This window comes from Pseudomonas sp. NPDC087336, assembly GCF_044744285.1.
GTDB lineage: Bacteria > Pseudomonadota > Gammaproteobacteria > Pseudomonadales > Pseudomonadaceae > Aquipseudomonas.
Genome location: NZ_JBIUYA010000015.1, coordinates 25,778 through 43,739 on the forward strand (window position 1 = coordinate 25,778; position 17,962 = coordinate 43,739).

The 17,962-nt window shown below is 53.9% G+C and carries 14 protein-coding genes; 12 read left to right on the forward strand and 2 right to left on the reverse strand.

Annotated elements, in window-relative coordinates; all coding sequences use genetic code 11:
- The first annotated feature begins 126 nt into the window (after positions 1–126).
- Complete coding sequence (locus ACIO0C_RS16625; protein WP_401313824.1) at positions 127–999, forward strand: helix-turn-helix domain-containing protein; 873 nt, start codon at positions 127–129, stop codon at positions 997–999.
- Here the strand turns inward: ACIO0C_RS16625 and ACIO0C_RS16630 are convergent.
- Positions 987–1,625 carry an HAD family phosphatase gene (locus ACIO0C_RS16630; protein WP_082557601.1) on the reverse strand — a complete coding sequence of 213 codons (639 nt, stop codon included), beginning with the start codon at positions 1,623–1,625 and terminating at the stop codon, positions 987–989. The two genes, ACIO0C_RS16625 and ACIO0C_RS16630, sit on opposite strands and share 13 nt — an antisense overlap.
- Positions 1,626–1,658: 33 nt before the next feature.
- Positions 1,659–2,699: a LacI family DNA-binding transcriptional regulator gene (locus ACIO0C_RS16635; RefSeq protein WP_401313825.1), complete on the reverse strand. Its 1,041-nt coding sequence runs from the start codon at positions 2,697–2,699 to the stop codon at positions 1,659–1,661.
- A gap of 483 nt (positions 2,700–3,182) precedes the next feature.
- Between ACIO0C_RS16635 and ACIO0C_RS16640 the strand changes: the two genes are divergently transcribed.
- The 11 genes from ACIO0C_RS16640 to ACIO0C_RS16690 all read left to right on the forward strand — a co-directional run bounded on the left by ACIO0C_RS16640 (position 3,183) and on the right by ACIO0C_RS16690 (position 17,791).
- The gene (locus ACIO0C_RS16640; RefSeq protein WP_401313827.1) at positions 3,183–4,769 is read left to right on the forward strand and encodes an acyl CoA:acetate/3-ketoacid CoA transferase; all 1,587 of its coding nucleotides are present in this window, start codon (positions 3,183–3,185) and stop codon (positions 4,767–4,769) included.
- Positions 4,766–5,551 carry an enoyl-CoA hydratase/isomerase family protein gene (locus tag ACIO0C_RS16645; protein ID WP_056854706.1) on the forward strand — a complete coding sequence of 262 codons (786 nt, stop codon included), beginning with the start codon at positions 4,766–4,768 and terminating at the stop codon, positions 5,549–5,551. The genes ACIO0C_RS16640 and ACIO0C_RS16645 overlap by 4 nt, the downstream gene beginning before the upstream one ends.
- Before the next feature lie 10 nt (positions 5,552–5,561).
- Complete coding sequence (locus tag ACIO0C_RS16650) at positions 5,562–7,064, forward strand: aldehyde dehydrogenase family protein (RefSeq protein WP_401313828.1); 1,503 nt, start codon at positions 5,562–5,564, stop codon at positions 7,062–7,064.
- Positions 7,065–7,119: 55 nt separating this feature from the next.
- Positions 7,120–7,905, forward strand: a complete 786-nt coding sequence (locus ACIO0C_RS16655) for a 3-ketoacyl-ACP reductase (RefSeq protein ID WP_401313830.1) — start codon at positions 7,120–7,122, stop codon at positions 7,903–7,905.
- An 8-nt stretch (positions 7,906–7,913) separates the two neighbouring features.
- On the forward strand, positions 7,914–9,551 hold the full coding sequence (locus ACIO0C_RS16660) for a GMC family oxidoreductase (protein ID WP_401313832.1): 1,638 nt from the start codon (positions 7,914–7,916) through the stop codon (positions 9,549–9,551).
- Positions 9,526–10,698: a dihydrodipicolinate synthase family protein gene (locus tag ACIO0C_RS16665; protein ID WP_401313834.1), complete on the forward strand. Its 1,173-nt coding sequence runs from the start codon at positions 9,526–9,528 to the stop codon at positions 10,696–10,698. The genes ACIO0C_RS16660 and ACIO0C_RS16665 overlap by 26 nt, the downstream gene beginning before the upstream one ends.
- 78 nt (positions 10,699–10,776) lie before the next feature.
- Positions 10,777–12,099 (forward strand): MFS transporter, encoded by a 1,323-nt coding sequence (locus ACIO0C_RS16670; protein WP_056854701.1) that lies wholly within the window; start codon positions 10,777–10,779, stop codon positions 12,097–12,099.
- Positions 12,100–12,139: 40 nt separating this feature from the next.
- Entirely contained in the window at positions 12,140–13,366 is a 1,227-nt protein-coding gene (locus ACIO0C_RS16675) for a sugar MFS transporter (RefSeq protein ID WP_401313835.1), read from the forward strand.
- Between the two features lie 322 nt (positions 13,367–13,688).
- Entirely contained in the window at positions 13,689–14,957 is a 1,269-nt protein-coding gene (locus ACIO0C_RS16680; protein ID WP_401313837.1) for a DUF1479 domain-containing protein, read from the forward strand.
- Positions 14,958–15,060: 103 nt separating this feature from the next.
- Entirely contained in the window at positions 15,061–16,344 is a 1,284-nt protein-coding gene (locus ACIO0C_RS16685) for an ABC transporter substrate-binding protein (protein WP_401313839.1), read from the forward strand.
- A 151-nt stretch (positions 16,345–16,495) separates the two neighbouring features.
- The gene (locus ACIO0C_RS16690; RefSeq protein WP_401313841.1) at positions 16,496–17,791 is read left to right on the forward strand and encodes an MFS transporter; all 1,296 of its coding nucleotides are present in this window, start codon (positions 16,496–16,498) and stop codon (positions 17,789–17,791) included.
- The last annotated feature ends 171 nt before the right edge of the window (positions 17,792–17,962 follow it).

A 17,962-nucleotide genomic window follows, 5' to 3' on the forward strand; every position in this document is an offset into this window, starting at 1 on the left:
TATTATTTTTACAAACTGGTGAGGTTCAGGATGCCTCGAATCCGATGAATTGAGGAGTGTCGTAACGGGCGTTGAGTGATACGATTGTGGCGTCTGTACCGATTGAATAGGTGGGATAGGATCGTCATGAAGCCGAATTTTGAGAAGGTTCCCAGTGAGGCCAACGCCTCATGGACGATGCTGAACAGGCGCTTGCCTGACGAGATTCCGTTTGAGTGGCATCATCATCCCGAGTACGAGTTGACCCTGACCCTTAACAGCCGAGGGCATCGCTACATCGGAAGTGATGTGCAGCTATACGACGATTGTGATCTGACCCTCGTTGGCCCAAACGTGCCACACAGCTGGTGTTCTCGCGAGCTTATCGATACCGGGAAGCCCCATGTTGCATTGGTTATCTGGTTTTCGGAGGCGTGGGCAACGTCGCTGGTTACCCTGTTTCCGGAGATGGGTCAGATTCGCACCTTGCTTTCGGCTGCCCAGTGCGCGGTGTCATTCAGTAGTGAAATAGCTCGTCAGCTACGTACTAAAATTGAAGACATGGTCTATCAGGACGAACCGCAACGCCTGGTTTCTCTGTTGGATATCCTCATTAAACTGACTCAGGACACTGCGGCTCAACGCATCATTCCACCAGAGCCCGCGTTCGTGCCTGAAATTATTTACGAGGACGCACGCATTCACCGCGTTTTAGACTATATACACGCGAATTTTGCCTCCGCGTTGATGATCCCAGATCTTGCTGAGATGGCTTGCGTTAGCGTTTCTGCTTTTCACCGTATGTTCAAGCGTCATACGCGCAGCACTGCTTTTGACTATATCGCCAAATTAAGAATCGGCCGAGCCTGCGCGCTGTTGATGGAAAGTGGGACTGTGATTTCCTTGATCTCCGAGGAAGTTGGATATCCCTCGGTCGCTTTGTTCAATCGACAGTTCAAGGCTCTAAAGGGTATGACGCCGACTGAATTTCGGCGTCAGCACGGCCATCATTTCAAGTGAACCCCACATCTTGACGTAAACTCGCGTGAGGGGTTTATAAGAAGATGTGCCACATCTATGACTGACATAGAGGCGCGTCTAGCTGCTTCTATACCTTGGGGGCTGTCTTCGAATACTAAACATCGTTCAGGGGCTACTCCAAGAAATTTAGCCGCGGCAAGAAATAGATCCGGTTCGGGTTTAGGAACGCCCACATCGTCGATGGTGATGAGTTTATCGAAGTGTTTCGTGAGGTTGAGCGCATCTAGAGAACTGGTAACGATTTCACGTGATCCACCCGAAGCCACGGCCATAGGCAGCTTGCCAGCGAATCGCCTGACAATCTCGGTTACTGCTGCTATCTCCTGGAGGTTGGCTGTCAGGTGATCCAGGTAGTAGCGTCTCATGGTTCCGACAACATTTACGCGATCAAGAACGACACGATGTTCATGTTCGAATTGATCCATCAGGACGTGTTCAGAAAGACCATTACGGGCTTCGTACCAGCCCACGTCCATGATTACTCCAGACAGCGCAAACCCGGCAGTCCAGGCCACTGAGTAAACGGGACAACTGTTTACCAATGTTCCGTCACAATCAAAAATCAGGGCGTCAGCCCCTGCAAGCATTTCTTCCAAGGCCGTCATCGAGATAATTTCCGTGTGCATTGCAACATCAACTCAGCGTTTAGGGAGCTTGGCTCCGCACGTGTCTCGTACAATTAGCTTTGGCTTGAGTAAAAATCTCATAGGAGGCGCATCGGGGTTCTTCAATCTGGCTAAAAGCATCTCACTCGCCACCTCGCCAAGGTGTTCAGGCTCCAGCGCCAGCGTCGTAAGGGGAGGGCTGCAATAGGCTGATGCGGCTACACCATCACTGCCGATTATCGCGATGTCCCGACCTGCACGAAGCCCCCGATTGTTCAGCTCGCTCAGCGCGCCTGTGGCAATGAGGTCGTTGTAACAAATCACTCCGGTTGGACGTCGCTGTTGATCCAGCAAGCGGCTCATTCCGTCCTTGCCCCCGGCCAAACTGATGGGTGTTTCGATCATCCAGTCGGTGTTTGGGGTAATCCCGTTCTTCTCCAGGCAATCGCTGTAGCCCTTCAATCTTTCCATGCTCACCGAATAGGTGCTGTTTCGTCCGATAAAGGCGATGTCTGTATGCCCGAGGTCGATCAGGTGCTGTGTCGCAATCTGTATGCCGAGGTAGTTATCGCAACCTACAAAGTCAGTTTCGTCACCGCCTAGCGCACGCATGACGGTCACAAAAGGCAAGCCCCATTGCCTAAGTGAGGTCACCAGCTCGATAGGTGTCTCGAACGTTGGGCAAATGATCAATCCGGCAGCTTTGTGTTCGCGCATTGATGCAAGCACTTGGCGCTGAACATTCTGATCCTCGGCTGTGTGGGCGAGGAGGGTGATGTAGTTCGATTCCAGCATTTTGCGCTCAGCGCCAATCAGTAACTCAACGAAAAATGAGTTGCTCAGGTCGTTGACCACCATACCGATAACGTTGCTGACACCCTGTCGAAGGTTTGCAGCGCTGCGATTGTAGACGTACCCCAATTGTTCGGCGGCAGCTCGCACTTTTTCTGCAGTCGCAGGACGTATCAAGGGGCTGTTATTCAGCACAAGTGACACCGTGGATTTGGATACTCCGCTCACCCTGGCGATGTCGTTTATGGTGGCCTTCTCTTCAGGCAAATGATGATCGGTCAACGTAAAAATCTCGGTTGGAGGCGGAAGTCGACCGAAGCCGGAACATTCCAAATTACCCTTTTTTGCGGTCGGTCGGCTAGCCAGAACATACTGAACCTATCGTTACGCCAAAGCATTTCGTTCGCTTGCGTGCTCTCGACGACAAATGGTGTTGACAGGATTCTATACTCAATTTACATTTTTGGAACGTTCCAAAAATACATTGGAACGATTTAATAACAAAAATTGGTGACTCATGATGAACGTTGTCTCTGTGCTTCCAGTGCTCTGCTCGCGCTTACGTACTCGGATCGATTCCTTCTTTTCCCCTTTTTCCTATTCCCAATCCGAAACGATCGCATCCCGTCAAGAAAGCTTGGATGCCTTCGCTGGTGCCTTGGGGGTGGCCGTAAGCGCAAACCTCGCTGGTTTTAGTCCTAGGCACTGATACGACAGTCGCTTCATCAGCGCTGCCATTACGTTTTCAACATGGCGAAAATATTCATGAAAAAGCTCATTACTGCTGAGCAGGCTGCGAGCCTGATCCACGACGGAGTTACCGTTACCGTCAGCTCATCCAGTGGCCTTGCATGCCCCGACGCAGTGTTAGCTGCAGTGGGGGAGCGTTATCGCAATTCTGCGCACCCTGCAGGTCTGACAATGCTGCATCCCATTGCCGCTGGTGATATGTACGGCATCAAAGGCATTGAACATCTGGCACAACCAGGTCTGATCAGTAAAGTGATGGCTGGCTCATATCCAAGTGGCCCTTCCTCGATGCCGATGCCGGAGATCTGGCGGATGATCACTGATAACGAGATCGCCGCGTACAACGTGCCAAGCGGCATCTTGTTTGATCTGCATAAGGACGCTGCGGCCAAGCGTCCTGGTGTGTTGACCAAAGTGGGGCTGGATACCTTCGCTGACCCAGCTCGTCAGGGCTGTGCGATGAATGCTTTGGCTGCCGAAATGCCTATCGTTGAGAAGGTGTTGTTTGCGGGCGAGCAGTGGCTATTTTTTCCCACCGTCATTCCAAAGGTCGCGATCATTCGTGCGACCACCGCTGACGAGCGCGGCAACCTTTCTTATGAACACGAAGGCGGTTTGCTCGGTGCTCTTGATCAGGCCTTGGCCGTTCGCAACAACGGCGGCATCGTCATAGCTCAGGTGAAACGAGTCGTGCGTGCCGGTTCGTTGAAGCCTCACGATGTACATGTCCCCTGCAACCTGGTTGACCATATCGTCGTGGCGCCTGATCAAATGCAAACAACTCAAGTTGTTTACGACCCTGCCATCAGCGGTGAAATCCAACAGCCGGAATCAGCATTTGAGTTTGCACCCTGGGGCGCTGAAAAAGTCATCGCTCGTCGCGCCGCCATGCAAGTCGAGAAGGGTATGGCTGTGAATTTGGGTTTTGGCATCTCGGCAAACGTGCCTAGGATCCTGTTGGAAGAGGGTTACCACGGCGCCGCTACCTGGGTCATCGAGCAAGGTGCTGTCGGCGGTATGCCGTTGCTGGGCTTCGCATTCGGTTGCGCCGCAAACGCCGACGCAATCATGCCGTCTTCGGCTCAGTTCACCTATTTCCAGGGCGGTGGTTTCGATCTGACTTTGCTGTCTTTCCTGCAGATTGACCGGTTCGGCAACGTCAACGTATCGAAGCTGCCAGGAAAGCCTTACCTCACTGCTGGCTGCGGCGGCTTTGTCGACATCACTACCCACGCCAAGCGCATTGTGTTCTCCGGCTTCTTCACTGCCGGCGCCAAACTGTCTGTGGATGACGGGCGTCTGAATATCTTGCAGGACGGTAAATCCCGCAAGTTGGTCGAGGATGTGGATCACGTGACCTTCAGTGGTCGCATGGCATTGGAACGCGGGCAGGACGTCACCTATGTCACTGAGCGTTGCGTGATGAAACTCACCGCCAATGGCCTGATGGTGACTGAAATCGCACCCGGCCTGGACTTGGAAAAAGATGTGCTCGCCCAGGCAGAGTTCCCGCTGCTTGTAGCAGACGAAGTACGAGTAATGAGCCCTTGTCTTTTCACTGACGCCCTGATGGGGCTGCAAATGAAGGAGCACCAGGCATGAGCTCAGTAGAGGGTTTTGTATCAGTAGAAATTCAAAAAACGGTCGCGGTCGTTCGTCTTGAGCGCCCAGGCAAGCTCCATGCACTAACTCCAGAAATGATTACGCAGTTAGGTCAGATTGCGCTTGATTTGGATAAACGCACAGATCTACGGGCAGTGGTACTGACCGCCACCGGTGACCGCGCCTTCTGTGTGGGCGCCGATATTCGAGTGTGGTCAGGTCTGCAGCCTCTGGATATGTGGCGTCAGTGGGTGCGAGACGGGCATCGCGTATTCGATGCTTGGGCAAATCTGCGCCTGCCTGTCATTGCAGCGATCAACGGCCATGCATTTGGTGGTGGGCTTGAGTTGCTGGCAACCGCCGATATTCGTGTGTCAGCACCGAACGCGACTTTTGCATTGCCTGAGGCGGGTATCGCGACTTGCCCAGGTTGGTCGGGGACGCAGCGCTTGGTCAAGTTGATTGGCCCCAGTCAGGTGAAGCTGATGGCTTTAACGGGTCGACGTATCGATGCAGCTGAAGCTCAACGCGTTGGATTGGTTCAAGACATCACCGAGCCTGGCAATGTCGTGGCCCATGCCCTGGAGTTGGCACATCAAATCAGTAAGCAGGCGCCGATCTCGGTGCAACTCACGAAACAACTCATCGACGCAGGCACTGGCACCAATGTAGCTGCCGTGCTTGAGGGGATGGCTGGAGCTCTGGCCGCCACCACCAACGACGCACAAGAAGGCTTAATCAGCTTCAACGAACGTCGACCAGCCGATTACCAAGGAGTTTGAAATGAAGTTTTTGACCGTCGATAACAGCGCCGAGATTATCGGGGCTCCATACAAGGGCCGCATGCTGATCAATGGCGAACTGTGCGATGCGCAGAGTGGGGATCAGGCGGAACGCCGTAGTCCGGCTCATGACGTAGTGGTTGGTCTCTACCCTAACGCTGCGCGTGCTGATGCCGAGCGGGCCATTGATGCTGCCCGAGCAGCCTTTGATGAAGGAACTTGGCCAAACATGTCCGCACGTGAGCGGGCCGATGTGTTGCTCAAAGTGGCCGACGGTATTTCTGCCCGAGTGGAAGAGATGGCACTCATCGAATGTCTGGAAACCGGCAAACCGTTGACCCAGGCTCGTGGCGAAGTCAGTGGCTGTGTTGACCTTTGGAAATATGCGGCGTCTCTTGCACGCAACCTTCACGGTGAGAGCTACAACACTTTGGGCGAGTCGCACCTTGGGGTTGTCTTGCGTCAACCGGTCGGCGTGGTATCGATGATCACCCCGTGGAATTTTCCAATCTGGATTCTGAGTCAGAAACTGCCCTTTGCTCTGGCTGCGGGTTGCACCGCTGTGATCAAACCAAGTGAACTCACGAATGGCACTACCCTGATGCTGGGCGAAATCCTCCTTGAGGCAGGCTTGCCAAAAGGCGTCGTAAACATTGTGACTGGCCTTGGCCCTGCCGTGGGTCAGCCGTTGGTCGGCCACCCGAAAGTCGACATGGTTTCGTTCACTGGCTCCACGCGAGTAGGGCGCCTGATTGCAGCCGAAGCCGGCGCCGCACTGAAAAAAGTTTCCCTGGAACTGGGCGGCAAAAACCCGCAGATCATTTTCCCGGATTGTGATTGGGACGCTGCCGTAGATGCCGTTGTATTTGGCGTCTATTTCAACGCTGGCGAATGCTGCAACAGCGGCAGTCGCATCCTGGTGCACAAAGATATCGCTGAACGCTTTACCCAAGCCGTTATCGAGCGTACCCGCCAGGTTCCTGTGGGTGACCCATTGCATCCAGACGTGAAGGTCGGCGCAATCATCAGCGAAACGCAAATGGGCGGTATCCAGGCTGCCATTGATGAGGCCAGAGAGGCCGGCGCAACGATCAGCTTGGGTGGCGAACGTCACGGCACGGAACCTGGGCTCTACATCCAACCAACCATCGTCACCGGTGTCACCCCTGACATGACCATCGCCCGGGAAGAGGTCTTTGGGCCTGTTCTGTCGGTACTGACTTTCGAATCGGTAGATGAAGCCATCGCGCTGGCCAACGACACCTGCTACGGCCTCTCGGCTGCAGTGTGGAGCAAAGACATCGATGTCTGCCTGAAGGCTGCTCGGAAAATTGACGCTGGCACCGTATGGGTAAACACCTTCCTCGATGGTTTCGCCGAATTACCTTTCGGTGGCTTCCGTGACTCCGGATTGGGTCGGGAATTGGGCCGTCACGCAGTCGAAGACTACACCGAGCAGAAAACTGTCCAATTGCACATTGGCGAGCGTACGAACTGGTGGTTGCCGAAGTAATTTTCGCGCTCATTTGCAGAGAAATTGGAACGTTCCAAACGTTGAGAGTGAAGCCATGACAAATAACAACAAGATTACAAAACGCCCAGTTGCATTGGTCACTGGAGGACGTCGCGGTATTGGTGCCGCAATCGTCCTGCGGTTGGCTCGTGACGGTTTTGACGTTGCCTTTACCTGTCGTAATGAAGATGAAGTCGCACAGCAGTTGTGTGCGGAAATTGAAACCTTAGGTGGGCGTGGCCTGGCGGTTGCGAGCGAGCTACAAAGCCTTGAGGCACATGCAGAGTTAATTGAACGTGTGCAGGCATGGGGCGGTGTAGTTGACTGCCTGGTGAACAATGCCGGAATCGGTTCACCGGTTCGCGGCGATCTGCTGGACATGAAACCCGCAGCCTTTGACCAGGTAATGGATACCAACTTGCGTGGGACATTTTTCCTGACGCAACAGGTCGCAAAACAGATGATCCAGGCGTCTTCCGAGCAGCCGCGCAGCATCATCAACGTTTCCAGTGTCAGTGTGGAAATGGCGTCACCTGAGCGTGGCGAATACTGCATGTCGAAAGCGGGTCTCGGCATGGCGACAAAGCTTTTCGCTTTACGCCTGGCACCAGAAAACATTGGCGTGTTTGAAGTCCGTCCCGGGGTCATTCGTACCGACATGACAGCCGGCGTCGCCGACAAGTACGAGCAGCGCTTCAAGGATGGTTTGGTGCCGATGGGCCGTTGGGGTGAGACCAGTGACATCGCTTCGATAGTCAGCGCTTTGGCTTGCGGGCAATTCGGTTTCGCGACTGGCTCTGTCATTCATGCCGATGGCGGGCTCGCCATCCCACGCCTGTGAGTGCTGTCATGAGATACGACTTCATCATCATTGGTGGCGGTTCGGCGGGGTGTGTACTCGCCAATCGACTCAGCGCAAATCCTAGCAACAAGGTGCTGCTCCTGGAGGCCGGTGGCGGCGATCGCCACCCTCTGTTCAGCATGCCGGCAGGCTTCGCGAAGATGACCAAGGGCAGAGGCTCCTGGGGCTGGTCGACCGTGCCGCAGAAACACCTGAAGAACCGCGTATTGCGATACACCCAAGCCAAGGTTATTGGTGGTGGGTCTTCTATCAATGCGCAGATCTACACCCGGGGAGCGGCGGCGGACTACGACGAGTGGGCGAGCGAATGTGGCGCTGAAGGCTGGGCGTACAAGGACGTTTTGCCTTACTTCAAACGTGCTGAAAATAACCAGCGCTATGCCAATCAGTATCATGGGTATCAAGGGCCATTGGGAGTCTCAAACCCAATCAGCCCTCTGCCGATCTGTGAAGCTTTTTTCCAGGCCGGACAAGAGATGGGGATTCCTTACAACCCGGACTTTAACGGGGCTGCTCAGGACGGGTTGGGCTACTACCAACTCACCCAGTTGAATGCCAAGCGCTCATCTACTTCGGCAGCGTATCTGCGTCCAGCGATGGGGCGATCCAACCTGACGGTCATGCTGGGCGCATTTACTCGGCGCGTGATTATCAAGGACAAGCGTGCCATTGGCGTCGAAGTGGTGCCCAAAGGCGCGAGCGAATCGACGCCTTACTATGCAGACCGCGAAGTCATCGTCAGCAGCGGTGCAATCGGCTCTCCCAAGCTGCTGATGCAATCAGGTATTGGCCCGGCAGATCATTTGAGCGAAGTCGGCATTACGCTTGAACACGCACTCCCAGGTGTCGGCTCCAACCTGCAGGATCACCTCGATCTTTTTGCTATCGCGGAATGCACTGGTAATCACACCTACGACCCCTACGGCAAACCACACATGGCGGCATGGGCGGGGCTCCAATACCTGTTGCTGAAGAAGGGGCCGGTTGCGTCCAGTCTGTTCGAGACAGGTGGCTTCTGGTACGCCGACTCGCAAGCGCGGTCGCCGGATATCCAGTTTCATCTCGGGCTTGGTTCCGGCATTGAGGCCGGCGTCGCCCAGATGAGAAACCCAGGTGTAACGTTGAACTCGGCCTTCCTGCGGCCTCGCTCTCGCGGCACGGTGCGTTTGGCGAGTGCCAACCCAGCCGATGCACCGTTGATCGACCCTAACTACTTCTCCGACCCTTACGACCGTGAGATGTCCATCAAAGGGTTGCGTCTGGCACGTCAGATTCTGGCGCAGCCGGCACTCCAGCGCTTTGTGCTGGCAGAGCGCTTGCCAGGCCTGGATATGCTCAGTGACGAGCAGCTTTTTGAATACGCCTGTGCCAACGCGAAGACCGACCACCACCCAGCTGGTACTTGCCGCATGGGTAACGGTGAAGACGCCGTAGTTTCCACCGAGCTGAAGGTGCATGGCATCGACAGGTTGCGCGTGGTTGATGCGTCGATCATGCCGCGTCTCAACAGCAGCAACACCAATGCTCCGACCATCATGATCGCCGAGAAAGCGGCAGATCTAATTCTTGGCAAAGTCCCCCAATCAGAGGAAAAGTCTCATGAATATTCTGCTGCCCACGCTTGATGGCCGTGTTGAACGCTACTCGCTGCAAAATGCGGATGCACCTTACGCAACCTTTCAAAAGCGCCCGTTGTGCCGCATTGCTTACGCCGCTGCGCATGTTGTGGTGGATCCAGCCCGTCCAGCCAATCCATGGGACGAAACAGTCGCGATTGACTGGGACAAAACCATGGGCTTTCGAGAGTATCTATGGAGCCTTGGCTTCAAGGTTGCTGAGGCTATGGACACTGCCCAGCGCGGCATGGGCTTGGGATGGAAAGATTCTGCCGAGCTGATTCGTCGTAGCGTGACTCACGCCCGTCAAATCGAAGGCGCTGATTTGAGCTGTGGCGTGGGCACAGATCAGTTGGTCCTTACGCCGTCGACAACCCTGGATGACGTTCTGGGCGCTTATCGGGAGCAGTTTGAGGTCGTCGATAGTGTCGGCGGAAGCGCAATTCTGATGGCCAGCCGCGCACTCTGTGCAGTAGCCAAGAGTGGGGAAGACTATGAAAAGGTCTATTCAACCCTGCTGGGCGAGGCACGCCAAAAGGTTGTCCTTCATTGGCTGGGCGAGATGTTTGACGCCAACCTGCGCGGTTATTGGGGCAGTACCGATGTACCCACTGCCATGAACACCGTGCTGTCGATCATTGAATCCAATGTCGACAAAGTCGACGGCATCAAGATTTCGCTGCTGGAAGCCAAGTGGGAAGTTGAATTACGCCGTCGTCTGCCTGACGGCGTGAAGTTGTATACCGGCGATGACTTTAACTTTGGTGAATTGATTGCTGGCGATGCGACCCACCATTCCCACGCGCTTCTGGGGATTTTCGACCCTATCGCTCCAGTCGCGGCTCATGCATTGGCGGCACTCACCGACGGCGATGTAGCGCGCTACCACGCACTAATGAACCCGACCGTGGCGCTCTCTCGCGAGATCTTTAAAGCCCCAACCCGTTACTACAAGGCAGGTGTGGTGTTGCTGGCTTGGCTGAACGGCCACCAGGATCACTTCAGCATGCTGGGCGGTATGCAGTCTGCACGCTCCCTGTCGCACTACAGCGAAGTCTTCCGTCTTGCGGATCAAGCAGGCGTGCTGATTCAGCCTGAGCTTGCCGTGGAGCGCATGAAGGGACTGGCTTCTGTCTGTGGCGGGATAACCGGCTAGGGATAGCGACTGCTGTTGAAGGTGAGGCTCACCTACGTGAGTCTCGCTGAGCACCACAACAAAAATAAGAGGTTCACCATGAGCACCATAGCTAGCAGTGTTCCAACGACATCCACTGCGGTGGTTGAGAAGAAAGACCTTCATCGGGTCATTATGGCAAGCGTCGCTGGTAGTGCGATGGAGTGGTACGACTTCTCCATCTACGGGACAGCATCCGCCCTGGTTTTTTCCGAGTTGTTTTTTCCAGGGATGGATAAGGCATCCGCACTTTTAGCGATCTTCGCAACCTATGCTGTTGGATTCGTCGCAAGGCCCTTTGGTGGTCTGTTCTTTGGTAGGGTTGGCGACCGAAAAGGTCGAAAGTTTGTATTGGTATCCACTGTCCTGTTGATGGGTATTTCGACACTGCTCATCGGCTTGCTGCCGACCTATGCGGACATAGGCGTCTGGGCAACTGGCCTCTTGGTGCTATTACGACTGCTTCAAGGATTTGGTTCTGGTGCAGAGCAAGCTGGCGCCTCTTTGATCGTTGCGGAGTTCGCACCCAAAGAAACGCGAGGTTTTTATGCGTCTCTTCCATTTGCCGGGATCATCATCGGGATCCTTATGGCGGCGGGAATGTTCTGGGCCGTTCAGCAACTGCCGCAGGAAGATTTCATGTCCTGGGGTTGGCGCATTCCTTTTCTATTCAGTGTGGTCGTGATCGCAGTCGGCATCGTGATCAGGCTTCAGGTGAAGGAAAGTCCTGTGTTTGAGGAAATCAAACGCAAAAAGCTCGCAAGCAAACAGCCGGTCAAAGACCTCCTGCGCTACTCCCGCAAGAATCTGGTCGTAGCGTGCTGCCTGCGTATTGGGGAAAACGGCACGTCTTACTTGTACCAGGTGTTCGCCCTCAGCTACCTCGCAAAAGTACTAATGGTGGATAAGTCTGTCGGCACGGTTGGGCTGATTACAGCCGCAGCATTGTCGGTGTTTACCATTCCGTTCATTGGATATTTGTCCGACCGTCTGGGCCGTCGGATCATGTATCGCGTCACTTCTTTGATCGCCGCGCTCTGGGCATTTCCAGCGTTCTGGCTGTTCAACTCCATGGACTCAACGCTGATTGTGTTGAGCATGGTTGTAGCCATCAGTTTGGGCGCCTTCGGCATGTATTCCGTGCAGGCCGCTTATTTCCCGGAACTGTTTGATGCCCGATATCGCTATACCGGTATCGCGGTCAGCAAGGAGTTCGCAGCGCTCGCATCTGGCGGTATCGCTCCGTTCGTTGCGGCTGCGCTCTTGAGTTGGTCTGGCAACCATTATTGGCCCGTAGCGACCTACGTCGTGGTGCTGGCCGGTATCTCTTTTGTAGCAACGTTCTTCGCACCCGAAACACGCGGTTCAGACATAAACGTTTGATCTTTGGGTAGGCAACACCATCCAGTACCACGAGGCGCGTATGAACGTTCAACTTGAAATGTCGGTGCAGGCAACTGCACCGTCGGCGACCAAAATCGCCTTCATTTTAGTGACCAGCCTGTTTTTTATGTGGGGCCTTTCACACGGTTTGTTGGATGTGCTGAATAAGCATTTCCAGGATTCTCTGCATGTCAGCAAGGCACAGTCAGGTCTCATCCAGGCTGCTTACTTCGGCGCTTACTTCATTGTGGCGTTACCCGTCGGTTCGTTCATGAATCGATGCGGTTACAAAGCGGGGATTCTGGTTGGCCTGGCACTTTTCGCCTTGGGCGCATTGCTATTCATCCCGGCAACCCAGATGGGTACTTTTGCTGCATTCGTGGGTGCACTGTTCATTCTGGCCTGTGGACTGGGTTGTCTGGAAACGGCTGCGAACCTATACGCTTCGGTGTTAGGTGCCCCTGAAACTGCAGAGCGACGGCTCAACTTTGCCCAATCATTCAACGGTCTTGGTGTTTTTGTAGGGCCGCTGATTGGTGGGTCGCTGTTCTTTGCCCCACCAGTTGCTCTTGTTGGCTTCTCATTCGATCCGGTAATGCTGACGTATGCCTGTCTCGGTTTCGTCGTCATTCTGATGATGGGGGTATTCGTCGTTTCTCCACTGCCTGAAATACAAGTGCAACGCTCTGACTCCGATAAGGCTGGTATTACTCGTTCTCTTTGGTCGTATCCAAACTTTACGGGGGCACTGGTTGCGCAGTTTTTCTACATCGCAGCACAGGTCGGCGTTGGAGCGTTCTTCATCAACTACGCCATGGAGCACTGGAACGGTATGACGACGCAAAAAGCGTCCTACCTGCTTTCCATAGCAATGCTCAGCTTCATGGTCGGTCGATTCATCAGCACCTGGTTGATGCGCTATCTGCCCGCAGCGGCGATGTTGATCGGGTATGGATGCCTCAATGCTGTTTTGTGCGCTGTTGCCGTCGCTGGCATTGAGGAACTCTCCGTCTACGCGTTGATTGGAGTGTTTTTTTTCATGTCCATCATGTACCCCAGCATTTTTGCAATGGGCGTGAAAAACTTGGGTGGGCACACCAAGAAAGCGGGGTCATTTTTGGTGATGACCCTCGTTGGTGGTGCCATTGCTCCTTACTGCATGGGAACAATCGCCGATTCATACGGCACGTCTTTGGCATTTCTTGTTCCTCTGTTGTGCTTTCTTGTTGTAGCGGTCTATGGCATCAAACAGCGAGGCCGAGCCTAAAAAATTGCAGATGATTATCCATGTCGCAGCCCACGTGTTGACGATTTTGGATGGGGCGTTAGCTCCCCGCGGTTACTTTTCACCGTCATTGCCTGAATCTTTTCCACGCAAATTGATTCTGGCAATGCGGTGTTTTTTTCGACAGCACGTGGATCGTTCTGAGTGAGCAAGCCGTTGGTCGAGCACCAGCACTGGCTCGATCGTTCTGGAAACACAGATAAAAACGCCAGAATCGTATTGTTCAACGCTAGTAAAGAGACTGCCGTAAACCCTATTGCAGTGTTTTCATTCGCGTATGAAAAAACAAGAATTCAGGTGTGTCATGAGCAAGTATCAAGCTTTCGAAAGTGCTGCCCTTCCCGAGAATTACAGAGACAGCATCGTCAAAATGAAAAAGACGTTGCGCGCGCAGATTGGCGATGTGGAATCCCTTTTTGCCGAGGTCAGCGAATTCATAGCGGCCGAGATTGCGTCGATCAAAGAACAGGAGGCCCTGACCGGCTCGGGGTGGCCTGTTCTCGAATTCGACGCTATAGCCACAGGAAAAGTGACGCCAGGGCAATTAGCGGAAATCAAACGTCGCGGCTGCCTAGTCATTAAAAATCACTTCCCAAAAGAGCAGGTCTTAGCGTGGGACAAGAACCTATTGGAGTATCTCGATAGGAACGATTTTGACAGGATTTATCGAGGGCCTGTCGATCAGTTTTTTGGAAACCTTGACGCTTCGCGGCCGGAGATTTTCCCAATTTATTGGTCTAGCTCACAGATGCAACTGCGCCAGGATGAGCGTATGGGGGCGGCGCAATCATTTCTGAATCGACTATGGAAAATTCATTCTCATGGTCAGGACTGGTTCGATCCAGATGTCAACGCCCTTTACCCTGACCGCGTGCGTCGCCGTCCACCAGGCACTACTTCTAAAGGGCTCGGGCCACACACAGACTCCGGTGCGTTGGAGCGATGGCTACATCCTGCCTATTTGAAGGTGTTCGACAAAATCTATAGCAATGATTTCAAGTCTTACGACCCATGGGATGCGGCGCATCGCACGGAGGTCGATGAGTACGCTTATAAGGACACAGTGAAGTGCTCAGCGTTTAGAACCTTTCAAGGATGGACTGCATTGTCCGACATGAAAGCTGATCAAGGAGTGCTGCATACATTGCCTATCCCCAAGGCTATGGCCTACATGCTTCTGCGTCCGCTGCTTAATGACGTTCCAGAAGATGAGTTGTGTGGTGTTGCCCCAGGCAAGGTGCTTCCGGTTTCGCAAAAATGGCATCCGCTTTTGGTTCAAGGGATGACACCCATTCCCGATGTGCAGGCAGGAGACTCAGTTTGGTGGCACTGCGACGTTATCCATAGTGTCGCCCCTGTCGAGAACCAAGAGGGCTGGGGCAACGTAATGTACGTGCCGGCGGCACCGATGTGCCCAAAAAACCTCAAATACGCAAAGGATGTTTGCAGGGCTTTTGAGGCAGGCGAGTCGCCGGACGATTTCCCACCAGAACATTACGAAACCTCATGGAAAGACCGATTTACGTTGGAGCAGTTGAATCCTATCGGTCGTAAGGGGCTAGGAATCTTCTGATTACACGTAGCTTTCTTCAATGTAGTGCGCTCAATCGCTGGATGAACTCTTCACACTGCAGGCGCGACGCTTGCCTGATATAACAACAAAAAAAGGTACAAAGATGAACGCGATTAATCGTCTTGCCACTGTCATTTCCTTGGCCACTCTTTTTCCTCTCGTTGTGCATGCTGCTGACAGCAAGGGCACTGTTGAAGTCGTCCACTGGTGGACATCAGGAGGGGAAGCCAAGTCTGTGAACGTGCTTAAACAGATTGTTGAAAAGGATGGCTTCACTTGGCAAGACAGCGCTGTGGCGGGTGGCGGAGGTGCTGCTGCCATGACCGTGCTCAAAACCCGCGCCATCTCCGGTAACCCTCCTTCTGCCGCACAGATCAAGGGGCCGGATATCCAGGAGTGGGGCAAGTTGGACTTACTAACCAGCGTCGATGACGTGGCCAAGGCAAACAAATGGGACAGTCTTTTGCCTCAGACCGTTGCGGACATCATGAAATACGATGGTCACTATGTAGCGGTACCTGTGAATATCCACCGCATCAATTGGTTGTGGGTCAACCCTGAGGTGCTCAAGAAGGCCGGGGTCGCCAAAGCCCCGACAACTTTGGAAGAGCTCTATGCTGCTGGCGACAAGCTGAAAGCTGCAGGCTTTGTTGCAATTGCTCACGGTGGTCAACCATGGCAAGACACTACTGTTTTTGAAGATCTGGTTCTGAGCGTTATGGGAGCAGACGGTTACAAGAAAGCCTTCATTGATAACGATGAACAAACATTCACCGGTTCAAAAATGGCCGAGGTGTTTGCGGCTCTTCGTAAGCTGCAGTCTTACATGGATCCTGATGGCACCGGCCAAGACTGGAATCTAGAGGCGGCCAAGGTCATCAGTGGCAAGGCTGGCATGCAAATCATGGGGGACTGGGTCAAGAGTGAGTGGACGGCGGCCGGCAAGAACGCCGGTACGGATTACGAGTGTGTACCTTTCCCTGGCTCGCAAGGGATCTATACCTACACGATCGATTCACTGGTCATGTTCAAATTGTCCAAGAGGAATGATACGCCCGGCAACAATGCGGCGCGCGACGACTTGGCCAAGGTCGCTCTGGAGCCCGAATTCCAGTACGTTTTCAATCAGAACAAAGGCTCAATACCGGTTATCAAGGGCTTGGACATGAGCAAATTCGATAGCTGTGCTCAAGCTTCCGCTACAGATTTCGCCGAAGCCGAGAAGGCTGGCACGTTGGAACCAAGTATGGCGTTCAACATGTCCACTTCCCAGGCAGTGCAGGGGGCAATCTTCGATGTGGTCAGCAATTTCATGAGTGACAAGAATGCTGACCCAAGCAAAGCTGGCAAGCAGATGTATTCGGCCATCAAAGCTGCTGCTCAGTAGCGTTCAGTTGCATTCGAGACCTGCGAGCAATACGGCAGGTCTTTGAATGAGCCCGTATAAGAAATAACGTTTACCCCATCAGTTTTTCGCACGTCCCCACGCCACCCACCTCGTTAGCATACCCGCAGATCATAAAAAAGAGGTTTGCGCTATGCGACTCGGTTGGTATTCGGCGCTTTCGCCAAAAGAAAAACGTACCTATTGGGCCTGCTTCGGTGGATTCACATTGGATTCGATGGACTCCACCATCTACGCACTGATGATGCCAGTCTTGATGACAGTGCTCGCATTGAGTAGCTCTGACGCTGGCATGCTTGGTTCGGTTTCGCTGATTGGCAGCGCACTTGGAGGTTGGGGGGCGGGTCTGTTGGCTGACCGTTTTGGTCGCGTGAGGGTCATGCAAGTCACGGTGTTGTGGGTCGCACTCTTCACCTGTTTGGCTGGCTTATGCAGCAGCTTCTGGCAGTTTCTGCCCGTGCGGTTTCTACAAGGAATCGGTTACGGTGGGGAAGCGGTGGTTGGTGCAGTGCTGATCAGTGAAGCCATTTCGCCGGCCTTGCGTGGCCGAGTTGCCGCCTCAGTGCAAAGTGGCTATGCCGTCGGCTACGCGATTTCGCTGACCTTGATGCCGGTGGTATTTGCCTGGCTGCCCGAAGATATTGCCTGGCGCGCCTTCTTCGCCATTGGGCTGTTGCCAGCGTTTCTGATCTGGTTCATCCGGCGCCTGGTGCCAGAATCCGAGGCATTTACTCAAGCCAGCCGCACACCGAAGAAGATGAACCTACGTGAGATTTTCGGCAGTGAGCACCGTCGTGTGACTTTGATCAGTACGGTTCTGGCCAGCGGCATCTTCGGCGGTGCCTACATCATGATCACATGGCTCCCCACCTACATGCGCATGGTGCTCAATCTACCGGTGGCGTCGACTTCAGGATACTTGGCGGTGAACATCATCGGTTCGCTATTGGGGCCTTTCATCTATGGCCGTATCAGCGACAACATCAGTCGCGGTAAGGCCTTCATGCTGTTTTTGATCTGCCAGGCGTGCGTGGTTTCGGTGTATACCTTTGCGCCGATCAATATGGCTGTAACACTGGGTTTGGGTTTATTGCTGGGAGCCTTCCAGGGTGGACTGGCATCTGGGTTACCTGTTGCCTTCGCTGAGCTGTATCCCACGCGTATCCGTGCCAATGGCGCTGGGTTCTGCACCAGTTTTGGCCGCGGCTTCGGTTCGATCATGCCAGCCGCTGTCGGGTTTGCTTCAACGAGCATGGGTCTTTCCACTGCAATGGGAGTATTCGCTATCAGTTCATATCTGATCGCATTTCTCGCGGCAATGTGCCTGCCCAACGCGACCGGGGTCGATATGAACACTGAAGTCTCCCAAACACCGATGCACGGCGACTCATCCGAAAGTCCAGTCGTTGATCAGGGGCAACGATCCTGACTCGTCATCACTAATCACCGTTATGCATTGAAAGTATGCTGCCGCCCCGATCTCTAGTAATGCTTGTCCGGGACAGGTGGCAGCCTTGAACACCATTTGCAGATGGTTATCAATAACAAAAATCGATAGCTGCATAAAGGTTTCCCAACGGCGGTTGAACACCTGTCGTCT